This is a genomic window from Pseudomonas sp. WOUb67, assembly GCF_050058005.1.
GTDB classification, from domain to species: Bacteria; Pseudomonadota; Gammaproteobacteria; order Pseudomonadales; family Pseudomonadaceae; genus Aquipseudomonas; species Aquipseudomonas putida_R.
In genome coordinates this window covers 1,440,884-1,464,173 of the sequence record NZ_CP170112.1, presented here as the reverse complement: position 1 = coordinate 1,464,173, position 23,290 = coordinate 1,440,884, and the positions used below count along the sequence as shown (strand labels likewise).

The following is a 23,290-nucleotide window of genomic DNA, read 5'->3' as shown; positions in this document are numbered from 1 at the left end:
TTTGTGCGATAGCGGCTTTTTGCCATCAAGTCATCAGATGGCTTTCATTGCACTTTGGCATCACTCAACAGGCCCGCAATCAATGACATTTGCCGTTTGAAATAGTTGAGGGCCCGAGGAGAAATAATTGCAAAACGCTACCCTGCGACGCCGCATGCGGCCTCACGCACCGTACTCTGCCCGCGCTTCCAGCTGCACGGGCGGACGGCTTAGCAAGACACCAACGACAATGGAAAACACCAGGGCGGCAATGCCTGCGACGTGCAGCACGCTTTCAAAACCTCCGATGAACGCCTGCCGGGCAAGGGGAGCAACCTCGGCGCGCACGCCAGGATCAAGCATGGCCAACGCCGCGGCCAGGTCGCCGGCAGCCACTCGCGTGGCCATCGTTGCAACTTCGCCCAGGTGCGCTGGCGCCACCACCGCCATCGCCTCCTGCAGCAACTGGGCGCTGCGAGCGGCCAGCACTGCACCCAGCGCACCAATTGCCAGCACGATCGCGCCGAACCGCGTGGTAGTGCTCAGCCCCGACGCCATGCCAGTACGCTCGCGGGGCACGCAGGCCATGATGTTCTTCTGCGTATCACCGTTGAGCAGCCCGGCGCCCGCACCCAGCACCAGACTGGCCACTGCAAACGCGCTGTAGCCGCCATGGTTTGCAGCCCAGGCACACAGCAGGTTGCCTACCCCTACCAGCACCAACCCAAGTGCAAACACCTGCGCAGCGCTGCAGTACGCGCCCAGGCGCATGCCCGCTCGCGGCATCAGCAGCATGGCCACAGCGAATGGCAACATGCCTGCACCGGCGGCCAGGGCCGACAGCTGCAGGCCGTTCTGCAGGTACAGCGGCAGCAGGGTCATCATCACCTGGGCACAGGCGGCGTACGCAAACATGCCCAGCAGGGCGCCGACGAAACGCCCGCTGCGCATCAGCCGCAGGTCGATCATCGGCCGAGCCTGGCTGCGCTCGACCATGACGAACAGGCCGAACAGGAAGGCGCTGATCACCAGCCGCCCAAGGGTTTGCGCGCTGCCCCAGCCCACCTGGTTGGCATCGATCATTGCCCAGATCAGGTAGCCCAGGCTGCCGGCGAAGGTCAGGCTGCCCCATGGGTCGAGCCGGGCGGCGGCGCTGTCGCGGGATTCCTCGACACTGCGCATTACCATCACGGCAAGCAGCACCACCAACGGCAGGTTGATGTAGAAGATCCAGCGCCAGCCCAGGGTGCTGGCGATCACCCCACCCAGTAACGGCGCAAAGGTGATGGTGGCGCCCATGCAGGCACCCCAGAAAGCCCAGGCGCGCATGCGCTCCTGCGGCTCATGAAAGCGGTTGCCGATCGCGGCCAGGGCCGAGGTGAGCAACAACGCAGCCCCCACACCCTTGGCAGCCCTGGCCAGGTCAAGGAACAGCAGGTTGGGCGCCGCCCCACACGCCAGCGAGGCCATGCCGAACAGCACCAGGCCGAGTAGCAGCATGCGCCGCCGTCCAAAACGGTCGGCCAGGCTACCGGCGGGCAACAGGCAGGCGGCGAAGGCCAGCAGGTAGGCGCTGACCACCCACTCGATATCGGCGAACGAGCCGGACAGGTCGCGGGCGATACTGGGCAGGCTGACCGCAACGATGTTGGTGTCAAGGATGATCAGGGCGCAGACCAGGGACGCGGTGAACAACGTAAAGCGTGCAGAGGGGGCAGGCATGGCGGGCTCCAGAAGCAGGCTGGTCGCAGCCGCGCCAGCCTTGTAGTGTTGCCCTCAACATAACGCCGCCCACATCAAGGGTTGTTAGCCCCGGCGGCCCGCATCATTACCCTGTAGGTAACACCCATGGAAATCCGCCATTTCCGCTATTTCCTCTGCGTCGCCCGCCACGGCCATTTCACTCGTGCCGCCGAGCAACTGGGTATCGCCCCGCCTACCCTCAGCCGGCAGATCCAGGACATGGAGCGCGAACTGGGTGTGCGCCTGTTCGAGCGCAGCCAGCGCGAGGTCAACCTGACCGCCGCCGGCCAGGCGCTGTTGATCGAGGCCGAGCACGCCGTGCGCCAGTTCGACGCTGCGCAACTGGGCGCACAAAGGGCCGCCCGTGGCGAAAGCGGGCGCATCGAACTGGGCTACGTGGCCTCGGCAGCCTACTCGGGCATGCTCCAGCAGCACGTCAGCCGCTACAGTGAAACCTGCCCCGGCGTGCGCCTGAACATCCGCGAACTGCCCATGGCCGAACTGCCCGGCAGGGTCCGCGACGGCCTGCTCGACCTTGCCTATGTGCGCTCACCGATGGAGCTGCCTGACGAACTGGAAGCCATTGCGCTGCACCAGGAAGGTTTCGTCCTCGCCCTGCCCGCCAGCTCGCGAATCAACGAAGTGCCGCAGATCCCGGCCTCGCGCCTGGCCAATGAAACCTTCATCCTGCCCGAGCAGATTTCCGGCACGCTGGAAGTGGCGGCGCAAGGTGGGTTCGTGCCGATGCTCGGCCCACAACCCGGCAGCCTGGTGGCCGTGATTACCTTGGTATCACTTGGGCAAGGCATTGCAGTAGTCCCGGAATCGGTGGTGCAGCGCATCAACCTGCCGCAGGTGAATTACCGGCGGGTCGTCGATTGCCAGGCTAGCTCGTGGCTAAGCCTGGTTCACCGCCGCTTCGAGAAAGCGCCGGCTGTGATGCGGTATGTGCAAAGCGTGATGGGCGGCACTTGAGGGCCGCTCAGGCACTCTGATCTTCTGCAGCACCCTGGGCATAAAACTCATGCAGCTTGGCTTGCAACAGTGCCTTGTCCGGCAAACGCGTTTGATACTCGGCAATCAGCGCTGGAGACAAGCTTCGATTAAGTGCGTACTCGACCACCTCGTCATCTCTGCTGGCGCATAACAACACGCCGATGGCGGGGTTTTCATGGGGCTTTCGCTCATTGCGGTCCAGTGCTTCCAGATAGAAATCGAGCTTGCCAAGGTACTCAGGCTCGAAGCGGCCGACTTTCAGTTCGACCGCGACCAGGCAGTTGAGGCCACGGTGGAAGAACAGCAGGTCGAGTGCGAAGTCACGGCCGCCGACCTGAAGCGGGTATTGGGAGCCAACGAAGCAGAAATCGCGGCCCAGCTCGATCAGGAACTGTTTGAGCCTATCTATCAGCGCACCTTGCAGATCCGCTTCGACATGGCCACCCGGTAGGCCCAGGAACTCGACCACGTAGGCATCTCGAAACACATCCATTGCAGCAGGGTAATTCTGCTTCAGATGCGCAGAGACCTTCGCTGGCTGGGTAACACTGCGTTCGAACAAGGCCGTTTTCAGCTGGCGCTCCAATTCGCGCTTTGACCACCTCTCCTGGATGGCCATACGCACATAGAACTCACGTTCATCTGCTCGTTTGCACTGGCTGAGAATGATGTGATTGAGCGTCCACGGCAATTGTCTCACCAGTGGTGAGACTTTTTGATCGTTACGGTAGACCTCATAAAATTGACGCATTCGGAACAGATTAGGCCTGGTAAATCCTCGCAGGCCAGGCTGAGACAACGCCAGGTGCGCCGCCAACTGGCTGACCACCGAATCCCCCCATTCAGCCCGTTCCAGCTTGTTACTGATGTAGGCCCCCACCTGCCAGTACAAATCGATCAATTGCGTATTGACCGCCATCACCGCACGTTGCCTGGCATCCCGAATTAACCCGAGCACTTCCTCAAACCGGTCATCCTTGACCGAATCAAGGGCCGCCGGCGCTTGTGATTGTTGTTCAGCGCTCATGCATCGACTCCTTTTGTGAATTCGACAGGAAGTCTACCCCCGACAAGCCAACGCCCGGTCGCCTGCGGTACCAGACAAGTGTTTCAAAAAAACAAAGGGCACCCATCCACGGGTGCCCTTTCCTTTGCCCTACCGCCAGGTGAACTCAATCACCCCATCGACCGCGCCCCCACAGGTTGCGCATGGCCGCGCGAGGTCACGATCCCCAGGAAGGAAATCACGATCGCCAGGCCCAATGTCGAACTCACCTCCACCCGGTGCTCGGGCGTGTACATCATCACTGCCAGTGCCCCGGCAATGAAGATGATCACCGCCCAGGTCAGGTACGGGAACAGCCACATACGGAACTTCAGCTCGGTGTTCTCCCGCTCCAGGCGGCGGCGCATGCGCAGCTGCGAGATGGCGATGACCATGTACACCAGCAGGGCGATGGCCCCGGAGCTGGCCAGCAGAAACTCGAACACGCCCTTCGGCGCGAAGTAGTTGAGCACGGCGATGGCCGCGCCGATCAGGGTGCTGCCAAACACTGCAGCGCGCGGTACGCCAACCTTGGAGGTCTTGTTGAGGAAGGCCGGGGCGTCACCGCGCTTGGCCAGCGAATACATCATCCGCGAAGCAATGTAGATCGACGAGTTCATGCAGCTGGTCACCGCCACCAGCACCACCAGGTCGACCATGAACGCCGCGTTGGGGATGTTCATGATTTCCAGCGCACGCTGGTACGAGCCCACCACCGCCAGTTGCGGGTCGTTCCACGGCACCACCGAGATGATCACGAAGATCGACAGGATGTAGAAGGTGCTGATCCGCCAGATCACCGAGCGGGTGGCTTTGGCGATGTTGCGCGACGGGTCGCTGGATTCGGACGCGGCGATGGTCACCGCCTCGGTACCGATGAAGCTGAACATCACGGTGATGAACGCACCGACCACTGCCGACCAGCCCTTGGGCGCAAAGCCGCCGTACTCGGCCATCAGCCCGCTCAGGCCGCTGACCTCGCGGTTGGGCAGCCAGCCCATCAACGCGGCGAAGCCCAGGCCGATGAAGCCCAGAATCGCCGTCACCTTGAGGATGGCGAACCAGAACTCGAACTCACCGTACTTGGCCACGCTGAACAGGTTGGTGCAGGCCAGCAGCAGTACCGAGGCCAGGGCGAAGATCCAGCTGTCTATCTGGGGGAACCAGGCGTTCAGTACATGCCCGGCAGCCAGTGCTTCGATAGGGATCACCAGTACCCAGAACCACCAATACAACCAGCCGATGGTGTAGCCGGCCCAGCGGCCAATGGCCTGGTCGGCGTAGGTGGAAAATGATCCGGTGTCAGGGTGTGCCACGGCCATTTCGCCGAGCATGCGCATGACCAGTACCACCAGGGTTCCGGCCACGAAATAAGAAACTATGGTTGCTGGCCCGGCCGCCGCGATGGCGTGACCAGAGCCTACGAAAAGTCCGGCGCCGATGATGCCGGCGATGGACAGCATCGTTACATGACGAGGCTTGAAACCTTGTGCAAGGTTGCCATCAGATCCCACGGTGCTCATTGATGTTGTTCTCTTTTTGCTGACACAAGGATGGACGGGCAGGCTTAGGCGAAAATATCTCCTTTCAAATCAGTAAGTCGACAGGTTGCTCGCGCGCTGTTGTTGATCTTTGGCGCGCATCACAGGGCAACGTCTCCGTGCGGTTCGGGCTTCATTTAAGCCTCGCAAGGCTGTGGGAAATTACACGAGAACGCCCCGGAACTGTTCGATCACGACAGCGCAGTTCCATTACCGCCAGATGTCGCGAATGGCATGCCCGATCGCGTCACCGCGCCATTTGGAGCTTTTGTTTTTCATCTGGATGTGTGTTGCCTGTGCCGGCCTCTTCGCAGCGCAAGGCTGCTCCTACAGGCAGGCAGTGGGGTGCCTGTAGGAGCAGCCTTGTGCTGCGAAGAGGCCAGCACAGGCCCAGGCATTTTCAACCACCCACAAAAAAGCCCCGGTCACCCGAGGCCTTCCTTACCAGCTCTTGAACCCGCCTCAACGCACCAGGCAAGGCCGTTTGTTATCGAAGCGCCACCCGGAAATCAGATACTGCATCGCCACGCTGTCATCCCGCGCCCCCAGCCCCATGTTGCGGTAGCACTCATGGGCCTTGGCCAACTGGTCTTCATCCAGCTCCACCCCCAGCCCCGGCCGTGCCGGTACCCGCACGTGCCCGTCGACAATACGCAGCGGCTCACGGGTCAGGCGCTGGCCGTCCTGCCAGATCCAGTGGGTGTCGATTGCGGTGATCTCGCCCGGCGCCGCAGCCGCCACCTGGGTGAACATCGCCAGCGAAATATCGAAGTGGTTGTTGGAGTGCGAACCCCAGGTCAGTCCCCAGTCATTGCACATCTGCGCGACGCGTACCGAGCCCTGCAAGGTCCAGAAGTGCGGGTCGGCCAGCGGAATGTCCACCGCCTGCGACTGGATCGCATGGCCCATCTGCCGCCAGTCGGTGGCGATCATGTTGGTGGCGGTGGGCAGGCCGGTGGCGCGACGGAACTCGGCCATCACCTCACGGCCCGAGTAACCGTGCTCGGCGCCGCAGGGGTCTTCGGCATAGGCCAGCACGTGATGCTTGTCACGGCACAGGGCAATGGCCTCTTTCAGTGACCAGGCGCCGTTGGGGTCAAGCGTGATGCGCGCTTCAGGGAAGCGCTCGGCCAGCGCCGTCACGGCTTCCATCTCCTCCTCGCCACGCAGCACACCGCCCTTGAGCTTGAAGTCGCTGAAGCCATAGCGCTGCTCGGCCGCTTCGGCCAGGCGCACCACCGCTTCCGGGGTCAGGGCCTTCTCGTGGCGCACGCGCAACCAGTCGTCATCGGCATCGGCATCGTTGCGGTAGGCCAGGTCGGTCTGCTGGCGATCGCCAATGTAGAACAGGTAACCCAGCATCTTCACCGCATCGCGCTGCTGCCCCTCACCTAGCAGAGCCGCCATGGGCACGTTGAGGTGCTGGCCAAGCAGGTCGAGCAGCGCCGACTCGATGGCCGTTACCGCATGCACGGTAATCCGCAGGTCGAAGGTTTGCAGGCCACGACCCGCCGAGTCACGGCTGGCGAAGGTCTGGCGCATGGCATTGAGCACGCGCTGGTAATGGCCGATCGGCTGGCCCACCACCAGGCTGCGGGCGTCTTCGAGGGTCTGGCGAATCTTCTCGCCACCCGGCACTTCACCCAGGCCGGTGTTGCCAGCGCTGTCACGCAGCACCACCACGTTGCGGGTGAAGTACGGGCCGTGGGCGCCACTGAGGTTCAGCAGCATGCTGTCATGGCCGGCCACGGGGATCACCCGCAGGTCGGTGACCACCGGGGTGCTGGTATGAACGGCGGGATTGGTCTGCATATTCATGATTGTTGTCTCGCAGTGATCAGTGGGTCTGGCCCAGGGCCGAGGGGGCCTTGAGGTCATCGGAAGGGGCGCCCTTTGGGCGAGTGCGTACGAAGAAGATGGCAATGGCCGCCAGCACCGAGGTCACGGCCAGGCCATACAACCCGCCCTGGATCGAACCGGTCTGCTGCTCCAGCAGGCCGAAGGTGGTGGGAGCAACAAAGCCGCCGAGGTTGCCGACCGAGTTGATCAGGGCGATCACTGCTGCTGCGATGCGGGCATCCAGGTAACCCTGCGGGATTGGCCAGAACAGCGCCGATGCCGACTTGAAACCGATGGCCGCGAAGCACACGGCGACAAAGGCGAACACCGGCCCACCGGTGGTGGACATGAACATGCCGATGGAGGCGACCACCAGGGCACCGGCTACCCAAGCCTGCTGGAACTTCCAGCGCGCAGAGCCGGCGGCAAAGGCGTACATGCCCAGGATGGAGATAAGCCACGGGATCGAGTTGAAGAAGCCGACCTGCAGGTCGCTGAGGTCACCCATGCGCTTGATGATGCTGGGCAGCCAGAAGGTGGCAGCGTAGATGGTCAACTGGATGCAGAAGTAGATCACGCAGAACAGCACGATCTGGCGATCCTTGAGCAGGCTCCAGGCCGATGCCTTGACCGCACCCACAGCCTCGCGCTCACGCTGCTCGCGGTCGATGGTGGCCACCAGCGCGTCCTGCTCGGCCGGGCTCAACCACTTGGCATCGTGCGGCTTGGAGTCCAGCCAGAAAAACACGAAGAAGCACAACGCGACCGAGGCCATGCCTTCGATGAACAGCATCCACTGCCAGCCATGCATGCCCAGGCCCTGGATCTGCATCAACGCCCCGGCCAGCGGCCCGGAAATCAGCGAAGCCAGCGCTGAGCCGCTGAGGAAGATGGCAATCGCCTTGCCGCGCTCGGCGCCTGGCAGCCAGCGGGTGAAGTAGTAGATCACCCCAGGGAAGAAGCCCGCCTCGGCAACCCCCAGCAGAAAGCGCAGCACGTAGAACTGGGTTTCGTTCTGCACAAAGGCCATGGCCGTGGCCACCAGCCCCCAGGTGAACATGATGCGGGTCAGCCAGAGCCGCGCCCCCACCTTCTGCAGCAGCATGTTCGAAGGCACTTCGAACAACGCGTAGCCAATGAAGAACAACCCGGCGCCAAAGCCGTAGGCCGCGGCGCTGATGCCCAGATCGCTTTCCAGGTGCGGGCGGATGAAACCGATATTGACGCGGTCGAGGTAGTTGACGATGAACATGATGACGAACAGCGGCAAAACATGACGTTTGACCTTGGCCACAGCACTGGCCAGGGCGTCGCCGTCATTCCGGGCAGACGGAGCGAGGGTGTCGTTCACGTGCGAATCTCCCACTAATTGTTTTTGTGCGGGTCTGGGTTGTCTGACATGACAGTGGGATGAGCATATGCGCGGCGAGGTTGTACGACAAGATCAACAATGTCGGCAAAATGGCAAAATACAAGCTGTCACAATGACAATATGCTGCGATCTTTCAAAAATAAAGAAGTTAAATGCCAGCTTGGAGGCAGAAAAAATCAGCAAAAAATAATTTGATCGATTAACTTGTCGTACAAGCACAGCGCGAAACGGATCACACCATGGCACCCGAACACGCCCGCAAACGCGGCCACAGCCGCGCCCATGACCTGGTCTCCAGCCTGACCCAGCAGATTTTGCTGGGCACCTTCAAGCCGGGTGACAAGCTGCCTTCAGAGAACACGCTGGTGCGCGAGCACGGCGTCAGCCGCACAGTGGTACGTGAAGCCTTGTCCAAGTTGCAGGCCTCCGGGCTGGTGGAGCCGCGCCACGGTATCGGTACCTTCGTGATGGAGCGCCAGGCCCAAACGGGGCTGCGCATCGCGGCGGAAAGCGCGGCGAATGTGCGCGACCTGCTGGAGCTGCGCATTGGCCTGGAAGGCCAGGCCGCCGCCCTGGCGGCGCTGCGCCGTGACGAGGGGCACCTGGCGCGCATGCGCCAGGCGCTGGATGACTATCAGGACCTGGCGGCCGCCGGCGACAGCTGCATCGAGCCCGACCGACGCTTCCACCTGCTGATTGCCGAGGCCACCGGCAACCTGTACTTCACCGAAATGCTGCTGCATCTGGGCAACAGCCTGATCCCGCGCAACCGCATGGCCCTGGCCGAACGCGGCGGGGCCAAGTTGGCGCGGCAGGCGTACCTGGCCAACCTGGAGCACGAGGCGGTGCTCAATGCCATCCGCCGGCAAGACCCGGATGCAGCACGGGCGGCGATCTGCCTGCACCTGTCCAACAGCCGCGACCGGTTGTTGCCGGATTAAAGACAGCTGTGGATGGCACGGGCTTCGCCCGTGTTCGCGGGTGAACCCGCTCCCACAGGGACCGCACAAACCTCGAAAACTGTGCCGTACCTGTGGGAGCGGGTTTACCCGCGAAGAGGCCAGTACAGGCGGCCCCAAAACATCAGACCAACGCCCGATCCACCAGCACCTGCAGGCGCCCCTGGGAACAACACTCCACCCGCGCCTCGACGCCATACACCTCGGCCAGCAACCCCGGCTGCAGCACATCCGCAGGCGCCCCGCAGGCCACAACCCTGCCCTCACGCAGCACCACCAGCCAGTCGGCATGGCTGGCCGCCAGGTTGATGTCGTGCAGCACCGCCACCGCCAGCAGCCGATGCGCCTGCACCCGCCCGCGCACGGCATCCATCACCCGCAACTGGTAGTGCAGGTCCAGCGCGCTGGTCGGTTCGTCCAGCAACAGCACCTGCGGGTTGCGCGCCAACAGCTGGGCTAACGCCACCAACTGCCGCTGCCCGCCCGACAGGCTGTCCAGCGAGCGCTCGGCCAGCCCCTCGATGCCCAACTGGCGCAACGCCTCGTAAGCACTGCCCAGCAGGTCGTCGCTACCGCTCACGCGCAAGGCCGCGACAATGCTTTCGAGCACGCCCAAGGCAATGCCGGGCGGCAATTGCTGGGGCATGTAGGCCAAGCGCCGCGAGCGCTCGGCAAAGCCCAGCCGCGTCACGTCCTGCCCGTCCAGGCTCAAGCCGCCGCGCATCCGCTCCAGCCCCGCAAGGGCACGCAGCAGCGTGGACTTGCCTGCCCCATTGGGCCCGACCAGCGCCACCAGGCTACCGGCTGGCAACGCCGGCAGGGTTACCCCATGCAGGATCTGCCGCGCGCCGTAAGCCACCGAAACACCCTCGATCAACAGGCTCACAACCTTCTCCCCCGGCGGAACACCAGCACCACGAACACCGGCACACCCACCAGCGCGGTGACGATGCCCACCGGCACGATCACCCCAGGCAGGATCACCTTGCTGGCAATCGACGACAGCGACAGCATCAACGCTCCCACCAGTGCACTGGCCGGAAGCAGGAAGCGCTGATCCTCGCCCACCAGCAAGCGGGCGATATGCGGCCCCACCAGGCCGACAAAGCCGATGGTGCCAACGAACGCCACCGCCGTCGCCGACAACAGGCTGATGCGCAGCAGCGAGGCAAGGCGCAGGCGCCGGGTGTCCACGCCAAAGCTGCGGGCCCGGTCTTCACCCATGCGCAGCAAGGTCATGGCCGGTGCCGCCCTGAGCGAGAACGGCAGCAACAGCGCCAGCACCAGCGCCAGGATGCCGAGCTTCTGCCAGTCGGCCCGGGCCAGGCTGCCCAAGGTCCAGAACACCAGTTGCTGCAGCACGTCCTCGGTGGCAAGCAGTTGCAACAACGACACCAGCGCGTTGCAGCTGAACACCAGGGCAATGCCGAACAGCACCAGGCTTTCCACCCCGGCGCCGCGCAAACGCGACATGGTTTGCAGCAGCACCACCGACAGGCAGGCGAAGACGAACGCCATCACCGTCACCTGCGCACTGGGTGACAGCCAGGCAATGCCCAGCGGGTAGGCAATCGCCAGCGATGCGCCCAGCGCGGCAGACGACGACACGCCCAGGGTAAACGGGCTGGCCAGCGGGTTGTCGAGGATCGCCTGCATCTCGGCGCCCGCCAGCGACAACGCCGAGCCCACCAGCACGGCCATCAACGTGTACGGCAGGCGCACGTTCCAGATGATCACCCGCTCGGTGGCACTGAGCGTCGCCGGGTCGCACAGGCCTTGCAGCAGGCGCCCCAGGCTCATGCCAGAGGCGCCGCTGGCCAGGTCACCCAGCACCGACAACAGCAGCAACACGGCCAGGCCCGCCACCAGCCAGGTGCGGCGCCACAACAACCGGCGGTAATGCCAGGCGGCCTGCGCGGCGCCGGTATGAGCCTGCGCGGTCACTGGGCGTCGACCCAATAGTGGCCGTCCAGGCCTACCTTGAGCATCCGGTTGATTTCTCCCATGGTCGCCTGCGGGTCTACGTCCTTGAAGCGCTCCGGGTGCACCCAGCGGGCCATGGCTTCGACCGCCAGGATGTTGAACGGCGAGTTGTAGAAGTCATGCCACAGGCCATGGGCCTGACCGGCCTGGATCGGCCGCAGCGGGGCGAACTCGGGGCGGGCGGTGATCTTCGCCAGGCTCTGGCGTGCAGTATCGGCAGATACACCGGCACCCAGCAGTACACCCGGTGCGCGGTTGCCGGTGGCGATGTACACGTCCGGGTCGGCTTGCAGCACGTACTCGACACTGACATCACCCAAGGCCCCAGGCACCACATCGGCACCAATGTTATGCCCGCCTACAGCCTCGACCACGCTGCCCAGCCCGCTCTTGCCAGTGGTATGCCCCGGCGCCTGCCACACACCCGCCAGCAGTTCGAGAAACACCTTGGGCCGCTCGCTGTCCTTGATCCCGGCCACGCCGTCGGTTACCCGCTTCAGGTGGCGGTCGTACAGGCTCAGGTACTCTGCCGCCTGCGGCTCGCGCCCCAGCAGCGTGCCCAGCGCCTGCATGCTCACCCGGGTATTGCGGATCGGGTGCACGCGAAAGTCGATGAACAGCACCGGCACCCCGGCCTTTTCCAGCAGGTCGGCCACCGGGCTGTGCTGGGTCGGGCCTTCACCGGCGATGCTGAAAATGGCCACGTCGGGCTTGAGCGCCAGAATCTGCTCGGCGCTGACGCTCTGCTCGGAGGCCTGGCCGATCAGCGGCAGCTGGGCAACTTGTGGATATTTTTGCGCATACACCTCATAGGTGTGCGGGTCGAGCAGGCGCATGTCGTTCTGCCAGCCGACCACCCGCTGGAACGGGTTGTCGCGGTCAAGCAGCGCCAGGGCAAAGAACAGCCGCCCCTCGCCAAGCACGATGCGTTGCGGCGCGTGATCGACCTCGACCTTGCGCCCCAACACATCGGTCACTTCCACGGCACTGGCAGTTTGGGCGAAGCCGCAGCAGGCCCCCAGTACCAGCAGCAAAGGCAGCAGGCGCCGCCAGTAACATTGCAGGGTCATACGTGCACTCATCATAGAAAAGCCCATGGTCAGGTATCGCCCCAGCGACGGAGCAGGTTGTGGTAGACCCCGGTCAACTCAAGCAGCGAGCCCGCGTCGGCCCCTTGGGCGGTGAGGCGCTGGATGGCCACGTCCATGTCCAGCAGCAGGCTGCGCTGGCTGTCTTCACGCACCAGGCTCTCGATCCAGAAAAAGGCCGCCAGGCGCTCGCCACGGGTCACCGGCTCTACCCGGTGCAGGCTGCTGCCCGGGTACAGCACCAGGTGGCCAGCCGGCAGCTTCACCTGACGCTCGCCGAAGGTGTCGCGAATCACCAGCTCACCGCCGTCGTAGCTGTCCGGGTCCGCCAGGAACAGGGTGGCCGACAGGTCGGTGCGCACCCGCTCGCGCACGCCCTTGATGCCGCGGATGGCGTTGTCGATGTGAAAGCCGAATCCCTCGCCCTCGCCGTAGCGGTTGAACAGCGGCGGGTAGATGCGCTTGGGCAAGGCGGCAGACATGAACAGCGGGTTATCCGACAGCCGTTGCAGGATCAGCCCGCCCAGCTGGAGGGCGACCGGGTCGTCCTCGTCCAGCTGGCGGTTGTGCTTGGCCTGGGCCGACTGCACGCCGGCGGTGGCCTTGCCGTCGACCCAGGGTTGCGCCAGCAACTGCTGGCGCAGGGTGTGCAGTTCAGCGGCACTGAACAGCCGGTCGATTTCCACCAGCATCAGAAGCTGTAGTCCACGCTGGCGGTCAGGGTGCGCCCGGCACCCGGAATGCCATACAACTGGAAGCCATCGAGCGATGCGCCGACACGGCTGTAGTAGAACTTGTTGAACAGGTTCGACACATTCAGGTTGACCGTGGTCTGGCTGTCGACCTTGTAGCGCGCGGCCAGGCTGTGCAGCCAGTACGACGGCGCCTTCTCATGGTCGCGCGTGGAGATCGTGTAAACCCCCGATGGCCCGTTGGCGTAGCTGCTGTTGTTGTTCAGGCCACCGACGTACTTGTTGTCACTGTAGCGGCGACGCCCTACGTAGTCGGCGCCGTAGCTGACGCTGAGCTGGTTGGTGAGGTCGTAGCTGGTCCACAGGTTGGCGGTCAGGTCAGGGACGTTTTTCGCCTCCTCGCCCTTGTTGTCGCCCTTGGTCTGGCGGCTCTTCATCGCCGCGAAACCGGCGTAGGCCGACCAGCGTTCGGTCAGCTGCCCTTGCAGGCCCAGCTCGATGCCGTCCACGCGCTTGGCAGGCAGCGCACGTACCGGGGCGCTCTCACCTTCGCTGTACTCCCAGCTGTCTTCCAGCTCGGTGCGGAACAGCGCTGCGGTCAGGTTCAGACGCTCGTCGAACAGGTCCCACTTGGTGCCCAGCTCGTAGGTTTTCGACACGGCAGGTTTGTAGTCTGCGGTGCTGGCCCCGCCGTAGATCTGGTTGTTGGTGCTGGCGCCAATCGCCGACGGTTGCGCCGCCTGGCTGTAGGACACGTAGATGCTGCCGTTGGGCAATGGCTTGTAGACCAGGCCGACACGGCCGCCCAGCGCGTCATCGGTAGTGCTGCTGTCACCGGTGGAACGTTCGCTGTCGGCCTGCCAGTGGTCGTAACGCAAGGCCATCAACAACTGCCATTGCGGGTTGAGCGTGAGTGTGTCGGACGCATACAGCGCCGCATTCTTTATCGTGCTCCTGGCGTCGCCATAGCCTTTGTCGGCATAGGTGTAGGCGAAGCTGTGCGAAGGGTTGGCAAGGTCGAAGAACATCGACCCGTCCGGCACCTTCATGTTCTTGTGCAGGCCGCCGTAGGTTTCGCGGTACAGCTCGATACCGGTCACCGCCTCGTGGTGGATGCCGCCGGTGTCGAGGTTGAAACGCAGGTCGGTCTGGTTATCGATGATGGTGTAGCGCTTGGACAGGCCGAAGTCGCTGCCGCGCAGGTAGCCGTAGCCGCTGCTGCTGTTGGCGTACTGGGTGTAGGCATTGATGCCGTTGACCGAGCTCAGCGCGCCCTGGCCTACGTAGCCCAGGCTTGCGCAACGGGTGCCGGTGCAGGTCTTGTTGCCATCGGCGTCGGCTGCAATGAAACGCGCCGGCGAGAGCACGGCCCAGTTGTCGGTCTGCTGCCAGCGCAACTGGTTGCGCAGGCTCAGGTCATCGCTGAAGTCATGCTCGAACAGGCCGGTCAGCGAGCGGGTTTCGGTTTGCTGGGTGTAGATGCTCGAATCGCCGTACCAGGCATCGCGGGACACCCCCGGCATGCGCTTGCCGTTGGTACCACGCTGGATCGGCACGCCGCCGTCCGGGGTGTTCTTGTCCTTCTGGTAGAACGCATCCAGGTACAGCCGGGTATCGGTACCCAGACCAAAGCCGAACGAGGTAGCAAAGCCCCAGCGGTCGTAGTCCACCTCGTCGCGCTCGGCCACGGCGTTGTAGTGCTTCATCAGGTTGATGCGCACCGCCGTGGTGTCGTTGAGCTGGCGGTTGATGTCGGCAGTCAGGCGCTTGTAGTTGTCAGTGCCGATACCGGCCGACAACTTGCCGGCATCGCCCAGGTGCGCACGCTTGCTGACCAGGTTGACGCTACCGCCGACCGCAGACACACCCGACTCCACCGAGCCGGTGCCCTTGTACACCTCGGCCTGCTCCAGGTTGAAGGTGTCGTTGCGGCTGGACATGCCGGCGTCCCGCACACCATCGACGGTCAGGCTCTGCTCGGCGGCAAAGCCACGGATGGAAAACAGGTCGCCCCAGCCCAGGTTGCCCTCGCCCGACATGAAGGTGATGCCCGGCACATTGCGCAGCACTTCCTGCAGGCTTTGGGCGTTCTGCTCTTCCAGCACGGCCCGCGGGACCACGCTGATGCTTTGCGGCGCGTCCAGCAGCGGCGTGGTGATCTTGCTCGAGGTCACGCTGTCGACCTTGTAGCGATCCTGCTTGCCGGTTACCTGGGTCGCGGGCAGATCGACGGCCTGGGCCGGCATTACGCAGGCGCCGAGCACCAGGCCGAAAGCCGGTGCCAGGGTCGTCGCCAGACGCTGGGAGGACGCAAGGTGCATGTGAATTCCTTAAAGAAAATCAGTCTCATTTGTGTTGCGGAATTCTAATGATGGCCAGCCGCCCCCTTGTGTCCGCAAATGTATCGCCGTGCAGGCCATCGGTCCGGCAACACATTCCGTTACATTCGCCCGGCAAAACGCGGTGTAAGGTGCGCCCCAGTTCTGCTCCCTGCTCTGCTTCCGAGACGCCTGCATGACCAAGCCCGACCATATCCTGATCGTCGATGACGACCCCGAGATCCGCCAGTTGCTGTCCACCTACCTGGCCGAAGCCGGCTACCGCACGTCGGTGGCGGCCGAAGGCCGCGAGATGCGCAGGCGCCTGGACGAACAGCGGGTAGACCTGGTGGTACTGGACCTGATGCTGCCCGGCGAGGATGGCCTCAGCCTGTGCCGTGACCTGCGTGCACGCAGCAACATCCCGGTCATCATGCTGACCGCCCGTGGCACCCTGGTGGACCGTATCGTCGGCCTGGAAATGGGCGCCGACGATTACCTGGGCAAACCCTTCGACCCGCGCGAACTGCTGGCACGGATCAAGGTGGTGCTGCGTCGCACACAAAGCTTCCCCGAGCGCGCCAGGGTCGACGAAGCCAGCCGCCTGCGCTTCGCCGGCTGGCGCCTGGACACCGCCACCCGGCAGCTGCGCTCGCCTGCCGGGCTGGTGATCAGCCTGGGCAATTCCGACTACCGCCTGTTGCGCCTGCTGTTGCAGCACCCCAACCGGGCCTTGAGCCGCGACTTTCTGCTCAACCATGTGTTCGACCGGGAGCGCGAGCCGTTCGACCGCAGCATCGATGTGTGTGTCAGCCGCGTGCGCCAGCACCTGGGTGACGACCCGCGCAACCCCGCACTGATTCGCACAGTGCGCAACGAGGGCTACATGCTTACCGTCGATGAGGTAGCCAGCGAATGAGGCGCTGGTGGCCAAACTCGTTGCAGGGGCGCATGGTGATGATCCTGGTCGGCGGCGTGCTGGCCTCGCAGTTGCTGACCAGCAGTATCTGGTACGAGGTGCGCCAGACCCAGGTCATGGAAATACCCCTGCGCCTGCTTGCCGGGCGCCTGGCCGACCTGTTGCGGGTGGCCCGCAACCAGCCGGACCAGCTGGAGGCCTTGCTCGCGGGCATGGAGTCGCCACGTTGGCAGCGCTTGCCCGCGCCCTCCTCCGACACCCCCACGCACGAGCCGGAGCAGGCGACATTGCTGCGTGATCTGCTGGCGGCGCGCACCGGTGGCGAGGCGCCTGTGCGCTTGCTGGCCCTGGAGGTCATCGGCCCCGATGGCCACCCCGGTGGCGCGCCTCTGTTGCTGCGCGGGGCACCGGCCAGCGTCCGCACCGTGGTGCAACTGACCCTGCCCGATGGCCGGCCACTGTACCTGCAAGCCACCGAAGACCAGGGCTGGCGCAATGCCTCGATCGGCTCGCTGGTGTTCGACTTCATCTTCCGCATCTACCTGCTGCGCAGCATTGCCTTGGTGCTGATCGCCTTGCTGGCCGTGCGCCTGGCCTTGCGCCCGCTGAAACAGATGGCCGCCGCTGCCGAAGCGCTGGGGCAAGACATCCACCGCCCACCGTTGAGCGTGGATGGCCCACAGGAAGTGCGCCGCGCTGCACAGGCGTTCAATGCGATGCAGCAGCGGCTGATCGACAGCATTGCCGAGCGCACCCGCTTTTTCGCCGCGGTCTCCCACGACCTGCGCACACCCATTACCCGGTTGCGCCTGCGTACCGAACTGCTGCCCGAAGAGAGCCTGCGTCAGCGTTTTCGCAGTGACCTGCAACACATGGAAGACATGGTCTCGGCCAGCCTGGATTTTCTGCGCAGCGGCGAGCTGGAGAATGCGCGCGAACCGGTCGATATCGACGCACTGCTGATGGGCCTGCAGGCCGACTTCGAAGACCTCGGTTGCGAAGTGCGCGTGACCGGCCATGCCCTGCCCTACAGCGCCCACCCCAGCGGGCTGCGCCGTTGCCTGCAAAACCTGCTGGACAATGCCCGGCGGCACGCGCCCGGCCCAGTGGAGATCGAAGTGCGCGATACACCAGACCGGCTGCGTATCGAGGTTGGCGACCGGGGCCCGGGGATCGAGCCTGAGCATATGCAGCGCGTGCTGGAGCCGTTCTACCAGGCCGACCCTTCGCGCAGCACGGGCGGGCATGGGTTGGGCTTGAGCATTGCCGCCAGCATTGCCAGCGCCCATGGCGGCAGCCTGAAACTGGGGCCGCGCATGGGCGGCGGGCTACTGGCTACCCTGGATTTGCCGAGGCCGTTCGGAAAACGCTGAATGGGGGCGCCGTGCGCCCCAATCGCCGGCAAGCCAGCTCCCACAGGAAACGCACAAACCCTGGCCTTGTGCATGTCCTGTGGGAGCTGGCTTGCCGGCGATTGGGCTGCAAAGCAGCCCCCTGGATTTACCAGGTCAGGCAGATCTTGCCGAAATGCCGGTTGCTTTCCTGGTAGCGGAACGCTTCGACGATCTGCTCCAGTTCGAAGTGCTTGTCCACCACTGGCCGCAGGCCGTTGGCATCGATCGCCCGCACCATCGCCTGTTGTTGGGCGCGGCTGCCCACCAGCACACCTTGCAGGCGAATCTGCCGCACCAGCGCCTGCACCAGCGGCAGCTGCCCCGCCACGCCGGTAAGGATGCCGATCAGCGACACATGCCCACCGATGCGCGCGGCAATCATCGACTGCTCCAGCGTCGCCGGGCCGCCCACCTCGATCACATGGTCGACACCGCGGTTGCCGGTGAGCGCGCGCACTTTCTCACCCCAGGCCGGGGTGTTCTTGTAGTTGATCAGGTGGTCGGCGCCCAGCGCCTTCAGGCGCTCCAGCTTGGCGTCGCTGGACGACGTGGCGATCACCGTGGCGCCAGCCAGCTTGGCAAACTGCAGGGCGAAGATCGACACACCACCGGTGCCCTGCACCAGCACCGTGTCGCCAGGCTTGAGGTGGTCGTCGCTCATCAGCGCACGCCAGGCGGTGAGGCCTGCGGTGGTCAGGGTAGCGGCTTCGGCATGGCTGAAGCCTTTGGGCGCCAGGGTGAACGCGGTGGCGCGGGCGGTCACCTGTTCGCGGGCATAGCCGTCGAGGCCGTCACCGGGCACCCGGGCGAAGCCCTCGACATTGGCCTGGCCGTCGAGCCAGTCAGGGAAGAAGGTGCTGACCACATCGTCGCCGACCTGGAACTCGCTGACGCCTTCGCCCACCGCAACCACTTCGCCCGCGCCATCGGCCATGGGGATACGCCGCTCGCTCGGGCCCCACATGCCGCTGACCACGGCGAAGTCATGGTAGTTGAGGGAGCTGGCGTGCAGGCGCACGGTGATTTCGCCGGCCTTGGGGGCCTGGGCCTCGCTGGTGCCGACCTCGACCTTGTCGTAGCCGCCGCCGGGTTGTACGTAGATGGCCTTGCTGGTCATGGGTGGGTCTCCGTATCAGAGGAAAGAATGGGGTTCAGCATAGACAGGTCCGGCCTCTTCGCGGGTAAACCCGCTCCCACAGGCATTGCACATGTCTCAGGTCCAGTGATGTCCCTGTGGGAGCGGGTTTACCCGCGAAGAGGCCCGCCCAGGCGACACAAGAATCAGCCCAGCATCACCTTCAGTGCCCGGCAATCGGCCGCATGCCAATCCACCAGTTCCGGCCATGGGTTATCCGGCAGGTTCACCAGCACCGTGCGCGCCCCGGCCGCTCGCCCACAGTCCAGGTCAAACCGGTAATCCCCCACCATCACCAGCTCGCTCGGCGCCACGCCCCAGGCACTGGCAATCTTCAGCAGCCCGTCCGGGCTCGGCTTGGGCGCCGCTTCGTCACGCCCGAGAATGTGCTCCACCGGGAAGCAGTCCGCCAGGCCGATGGCTTCCAGCGTCACATGCGCCAGCTCGCGGGCATTGCGGGTCAGAATACCCAGCCGGCAACCACGCCCGGCCAACTCGCGCACCAGCTCCACCGCCCCGGTGGCCGCCGTGGAAGCAACCGCCAGGTCGCGCTCGTGCTCCAGCAGCCAGGCATGCTTGGCCGCCGCTACCTCTGCCGGCAAGGCCGCCAGGTGGGTGAGGATGTCGTGCTCGGCCGGGATGTCCAATGCCACGCGGATGGCGTCGAAGTCATGCACGGCCACGGTCAGGGTGCCGTCCATGTCGAACACCCAGTTGCGCACCTCGCCCAGGCTCATGCCCAGTCCTTGCGATGGCGAATCAGGCCTTCCTGGCTCGACGATGCCACCAGCTGGCCGGCCTGGTTGAAGATGCTGCCGCGGCAGAAACCGCGGGAATTCCCGGCCCAGGGGCTGTCGGTTGCATACAGCAGCCACTCGTCGGCGCGCAGGTTGCCGTGGAACCACAAGGAATGGTCGAGGCTGGCGATCTGCATGTCGCGCTGCCACACCGACTTGCCATGGGGCAGCAACGCCGTGGTCAGCAGGCCGAAGTCCGAGGCATAGGCCAGCAGGTACTTGTGCAGGGCGGGCACGTCGGGCAGGTTGCCGTCGGCGCGGAACCAGGCGTACTTCACCGGGTCGCCGGGCTTGGGGTTGAACGGGTCACGCTCGGTGACCGGGCGGATCTCGATCGGCTTGGCGCACAGCACTTTGTCGCGAATACGCTCGGGCAACTGGTCGGCCATGGCGCGGGCCAGCTCCACCTCGCTCGGCAGGTTTTCCGGGCCGACCACGTCCGGCATCTGCGCCTGGTGCTCGAAACCTTCCTCGTCGTACTGGAACGACGCGCTGCAGGTGAAGATGGTCTGGCCCTTCTGGATCGCCGTTACCCGCCGGGTGCTGAAGCTGCCGCCATCGCGCACGCGGTCCACCGAGTACACCACCGGCAGGCTGGCATCGCCCGGGCGCAGGAAGTAGCCGTGCAACGAATGCACATGGCGAGCGTCCTCAACCGTCTGGCTGGCCGCCGACAAGGACTGGCCCAGCACTTGCCCACCGTACAGCTGGCGGAAGCCCAGGTCCTGGCTACGTCCACGGAACAGGTTCTCCTCGATGGATTCGAGGCTCAACAGGTCGACCAGGTCGTCCAACACATGACTCATCGGGGTTCTCCTCGCAAGGCAACACGTCTCTACAGCACTCGTTATGAAGGCAAATGATACAGGGTTTGTCATTCGCGCCGGGCATGGCCGTGCATTCAGGCGCGCAGGGTGCGCTCCCAGTGCGCGCGGTCGATGCGGTACAGCACATGCGGGCGCAGCGGGTGGCCCTCGGCCAGGCGGGGGTGTTCGAAGCTGCCGTTCAGGTCCTGCTGCATGCCAATGGCCTGCATCACTTTCTGCGACGGCAGGTTGCTCTCGCTAGTGAACGACACTACCTCTTCCAGGCGCAATTGGGCGAAAGCACAACGCAGGCAGGTCCACGCCGCCTCGCTGGCAAAGCCCAGGCCCCAGTGGCGGCGTGCCAGGCGCCAGCCGATCTCCACCGCCGGGGCAAAGGGCGCGTCGAAGTTGACGTTGAGCAACCCGGTCATGCCGATGAACGCGCCGCTGTCCTTGCGCTCCAGCGCCCACAGGCCGAAGCCGTACTCATTGAAATGCCCGCGCACGCGGCCGATCAACGCAGCCGCCTCAACGCGCGTCAGCGGCGCCGGAAAGTAGCGCATCACCTGCGGGTCGGCACACAGCGCGGCGAACTCGCGCAAATCATCGTCATGCCATTGGCGCAGCACTAGCCGTGCGCTTTCCAGTTCGAGGATGGGGGTCATGGGGCCTGCTCCGGTTTACCGCCTTGCAGTTTACAGCGTAGGCGCGGGCGCAGGTTTCACCCAACCGGCAGCAGCCGAATGCAATTTTCACACGCCCTTCACCGGCCCCCGACAGGCCGCTTGGCAGGATGCCGCCATCCACCCCGCGCCAGCCGCGGCACTGCCAACGGAGCAACGCATGCTATCGAGCAATACCCTGGGGCACCCTGCCATCCATGCCCGGCGCAAGCGGCGCCTGTCACGCAAAGCCCTCGGAGCCGCCCTTGGCCTGTGCATGGTCATGGCGGCGTTGACCACCTGGCTGGCGACGAGGACGCATATCGTGGACCTTGGTAACGAGCAACAACTGAGTGACAGCGGCCTGCTGCAGGACTGGGCCGACGGTGCAGTGATCGTGATGATCCGCCACGCCGAACGCTGCGACAGCGCCCCCGGCCCCTGCCTGGGCGACCCCACCGGCATCACCGTGGCCGGCAGCCAGGCCGCCGGCCGCGTTGGCCAGGGGCTGCACCAACTGGGCCTGAACAACGCCGACATGCTCAGCAGCCCGAAGCTGCGCACCCGGCAAACCGCGCACTTCATCCTGGGCCAGGCGGTGGCCAGCGAGGGCTGGCTGGAAAGTTGTGACAACCAGTTCGCCAGTGAAGCACTGTCACGCAAGCGCCCTGGTCACAACCTGGTGCTGGTAACCCACAACGGCTGCATCGACCATTTCGCCCGCCAGCAGAACGTTACCGGTGGCGAGCGCCAGAGCGGCTACGCCAGCGCCCTGTTCGTGTCGGTGGATGGCAACGGCAAGGCCCGCATCCTCGGGCGCCTGAACGAACCCGACTGGCAACGCGTACTGGCCAGCACCGGCAAGTGATGCAGGCAATCACAATTCCCTTGTAGGAGCAGCCTTGTGCTGCGAAGAGGCCATTACTGCCACAGAAACTTGTTTGTCATACCGGCCCTTTCGCAGCACAAGGCTGCTCCTACAGGCGATTGGGCAGCAAAGCTGCCCCGCCCATGGCAAGATCAGCACTGGCCCTGATTGCGACCCCATCCATGCCGTTGCCGCTGATCTACCACGAAGACTACAGCCCGGAGTTCCCCGCCGAACACCGCTTCCCGATGGACAAGTTCCGCCTGCTGCACGACCACCTGGTCGACAGCGGGCTGACCACCAGCCAGGCGTTGCTGCGCCCCGACATCTGCCCCAACGACATCCTCGCCCTGGCACACGACCGTGGCTACATCGAGCGCTACATGAACGGTGACCTGTCCCGCGAGGACCAGCGTCGCCTCGGCCTGCCCTGGAGCGAAGCCCTGGCCCGGCGCACGGTACGGGCAGTGGGTGGTTCGCTGCTGACCGCCGAGATGGCGCTGCAACATGGCATCGCCTGCCACCTCGCCGGTGGCACCCACCATGCCCATTACGACCACCCCGCCGGCTTCTGCATCTTCAACGACCTGGCCGTGATCAGCCGCTACCTGCTGGAGGCTGGCCGGGTACACCGGGTACTGATCTTCGACTGCGATGTGCACCAGGGCGACGGCACCGCGCGCATCCTGCACGACACCCCGGAGGCCATCACCGTGTCGTTGCATTGCGAACAGAACTTCCCGGCCCGCAAGGCACAGAGCGACTGGGACATTCCCTTGCCCCGTGGCATGGGCGATGCGGCCTACCTGAAGGTGGTGGACGACACCCTCAACTACCTGCTGCCGCTCTATCAACCCGACCTGGTGCTGTATGACGCCGGGGTCGATGTACACAAGGACGACGCCCTGGGCTACCTGCAGCTGACCGACGCCGGCCTGGCCGCCCGTGACGAAGCGGTGCTGCGCCACTGCCTGGGCCGTGACATCCCGGTGGTTGGCGTGATCGGCGGCGGCTACAGCAAAGACCGCGAAGCGTTGGCCAGGCGCCATGGCATCCTTCACCACAGCGCGGCACGCGTCATCGGTTGTTCACAATGACTGTGGAACCGCTTGTGGATAACCTGCGCGAAAGGCGCTGCAACCCTTTGTACGCAA

The 23,290-nt window shown here is 64.6% G+C and carries 20 protein-coding genes; 6 read left to right on the top strand and 14 right to left on the bottom strand.

Annotated features, from left to right (window positions below):
- Positions 1-162 precede the first annotated feature (162 nt).
- Complete coding sequence (locus ABOC32_RS06510; protein WP_426810471.1) at positions 163-1,701, bottom strand: MFS transporter; 1,539 nt, start codon at positions 1,699-1,701, stop codon at positions 163-165.
- A gap of 126 nt (positions 1,702-1,827) precedes the next feature.
- Between ABOC32_RS06510 and ABOC32_RS06505 the strand changes: the two genes are divergently transcribed.
- Positions 1,828-2,697 carry a LysR family transcriptional regulator gene (locus ABOC32_RS06505; protein ID WP_426810470.1) on the top strand — a complete coding sequence of 290 codons (870 nt, stop codon included), beginning with the start codon at positions 1,828-1,830 and terminating at the stop codon, positions 2,695-2,697.
- Between the two features lie 7 nt (positions 2,698-2,704).
- Here the strand turns inward: ABOC32_RS06505 and ABOC32_RS06500 are convergent, their stop codons facing one another.
- The 4 genes from ABOC32_RS06500 to ABOC32_RS06485 all read right to left on the bottom strand — a co-directional run bounded on the left by ABOC32_RS06500 (position 2,705) and on the right by ABOC32_RS06485 (position 8,494).
- The gene (locus tag ABOC32_RS06500; protein WP_426810469.1) at positions 2,705-3,745 is read right to left on the bottom strand and encodes a PDDEXK nuclease domain-containing protein; all 1,041 of its coding nucleotides are present in this window, start codon (positions 3,743-3,745) and stop codon (positions 2,705-2,707) included.
- Positions 3,746-3,894: 149 nt separating this feature from the next.
- Positions 3,895-5,286: an amino acid permease gene (locus ABOC32_RS06495; RefSeq protein ID WP_086977122.1), complete on the bottom strand. Its 1,392-nt coding sequence runs from the start codon at positions 5,284-5,286 to the stop codon at positions 3,895-3,897.
- A 480-nt stretch (positions 5,287-5,766) separates the two neighbouring features.
- Positions 5,767-7,122: a glucarate dehydratase gene (gudD, locus tag ABOC32_RS06490; protein WP_426810468.1), complete on the bottom strand. Its 1,356-nt coding sequence runs from the start codon at positions 7,120-7,122 to the stop codon at positions 5,767-5,769.
- Between the two features lie 19 nt (positions 7,123-7,141).
- A complete protein-coding gene (locus ABOC32_RS06485) occupies positions 7,142-8,494 on the bottom strand; it encodes an MFS transporter (protein ID WP_426810467.1) in 1,353 nt (450 codons plus the stop codon).
- A gap of 260 nt (positions 8,495-8,754) precedes the next feature.
- Here ABOC32_RS06485 and ABOC32_RS06480 point away from each other — a divergent pair, with 260 nt between their 5' ends.
- Positions 8,755-9,456: a FadR/GntR family transcriptional regulator gene (locus ABOC32_RS06480; protein WP_426810466.1), complete on the top strand. Its 702-nt coding sequence runs from the start codon at positions 8,755-8,757 to the stop codon at positions 9,454-9,456.
- A 142-nt stretch (positions 9,457-9,598) separates the two neighbouring features.
- Here ABOC32_RS06480 and ABOC32_RS06475 read toward each other — a convergent pair whose 3' ends face one another.
- From ABOC32_RS06475 to ABOC32_RS06455, 5 genes are read right to left on the bottom strand one after another with little or no spacing between them, the layout of a single operon-like run.
- Positions 9,599-10,360, bottom strand: a complete 762-nt coding sequence (locus ABOC32_RS06475; RefSeq protein WP_426810465.1) for an ABC transporter ATP-binding protein — start codon at positions 10,358-10,360, stop codon at positions 9,599-9,601.
- Positions 10,357-11,418, bottom strand: a complete 1,062-nt coding sequence (locus ABOC32_RS06470) for a FecCD family ABC transporter permease (protein WP_426811573.1) — start codon at positions 11,416-11,418, stop codon at positions 10,357-10,359. The genes ABOC32_RS06475 and ABOC32_RS06470 overlap by 4 nt, the downstream gene beginning before the upstream one ends.
- On the bottom strand, positions 11,415-12,527 hold the full coding sequence (locus ABOC32_RS06465) for an ABC transporter substrate-binding protein (protein WP_426810464.1): 1,113 nt from the start codon (positions 12,525-12,527) through the stop codon (positions 11,415-11,417). The genes ABOC32_RS06470 and ABOC32_RS06465 overlap by 4 nt, the downstream gene beginning before the upstream one ends.
- A 29-nt stretch (positions 12,528-12,556) precedes the next feature.
- A complete protein-coding gene (locus ABOC32_RS06460) occupies positions 12,557-13,237 on the bottom strand; it encodes a Fe2+-dependent dioxygenase (protein WP_426810463.1) in 681 nt (226 codons plus the stop codon).
- A complete protein-coding gene (locus tag ABOC32_RS06455; protein ID WP_426810462.1) occupies positions 13,237-15,558 on the bottom strand; it encodes a TonB-dependent receptor in 2,322 nt (773 codons plus the stop codon). Before ABOC32_RS06455 ends, ABOC32_RS06460 begins: the two co-directional genes overlap by 1 nt.
- Before the next feature lie 193 nt (positions 15,559-15,751).
- On the opposite strand from ABOC32_RS06455, the gene ABOC32_RS06450 reads away from it, so the two are divergent.
- Positions 15,752-16,474 carry a response regulator gene (locus ABOC32_RS06450; protein ID WP_264360870.1) on the top strand — a complete coding sequence of 241 codons (723 nt, stop codon included), beginning with the start codon at positions 15,752-15,754 and terminating at the stop codon, positions 16,472-16,474.
- The gene (locus ABOC32_RS06445) at positions 16,471-17,847 is read left to right on the top strand and encodes an ATP-binding protein (protein WP_426810461.1); all 1,377 of its coding nucleotides are present in this window, start codon (positions 16,471-16,473) and stop codon (positions 17,845-17,847) included. Before ABOC32_RS06450 ends, ABOC32_RS06445 begins: the two co-directional genes overlap by 4 nt.
- 127 nt (positions 17,848-17,974) lie before the next feature.
- Here ABOC32_RS06445 and ABOC32_RS06440 read toward each other — a convergent pair whose 3' ends face one another.
- From ABOC32_RS06440 to ABOC32_RS06425, 4 genes are all read right to left on the bottom strand, one after another.
- Positions 17,975-18,985, bottom strand: a complete 1,011-nt coding sequence (locus ABOC32_RS06440) for a zinc-dependent alcohol dehydrogenase family protein (protein WP_426810460.1) — start codon at positions 18,983-18,985, stop codon at positions 17,975-17,977.
- 164 nt (positions 18,986-19,149) lie between these two features.
- The gene (locus ABOC32_RS06435; RefSeq protein ID WP_426810459.1) at positions 19,150-19,740 is read right to left on the bottom strand and encodes an HAD family hydrolase; all 591 of its coding nucleotides are present in this window, start codon (positions 19,738-19,740) and stop codon (positions 19,150-19,152) included.
- A complete protein-coding gene (gene tesB, locus ABOC32_RS06430; protein ID WP_043201433.1) occupies positions 19,737-20,606 on the bottom strand; it encodes an acyl-CoA thioesterase II in 870 nt (289 codons plus the stop codon). Before tesB ends, ABOC32_RS06435 begins: the two co-directional genes overlap by 4 nt.
- Before the next feature lie 95 nt (positions 20,607-20,701).
- Positions 20,702-21,271, bottom strand: coding sequence for a GNAT family N-acetyltransferase (locus ABOC32_RS06425; protein WP_086977129.1), 570 nt, complete (start codon positions 21,269-21,271; stop codon positions 20,702-20,704).
- A gap of 178 nt (positions 21,272-21,449) precedes the next feature.
- Between ABOC32_RS06425 and ABOC32_RS06420 the strand changes: the two genes are divergently transcribed.
- Together ABOC32_RS06420 and ABOC32_RS06415 are read left to right on the top strand one after the other, a co-directional pair.
- Positions 21,450-22,136: a histidine phosphatase family protein gene (locus tag ABOC32_RS06420; RefSeq protein WP_426810458.1), complete on the top strand. Its 687-nt coding sequence runs from the start codon at positions 21,450-21,452 to the stop codon at positions 22,134-22,136.
- Positions 22,137-22,318: 182 nt separating this feature from the next.
- Positions 22,319-23,233, top strand: coding sequence for a histone deacetylase family protein (locus tag ABOC32_RS06415; RefSeq protein ID WP_043201443.1), 915 nt, complete (start codon positions 22,319-22,321; stop codon positions 23,231-23,233).
- The last annotated feature ends 57 nt before the right edge of the window (positions 23,234-23,290 follow it).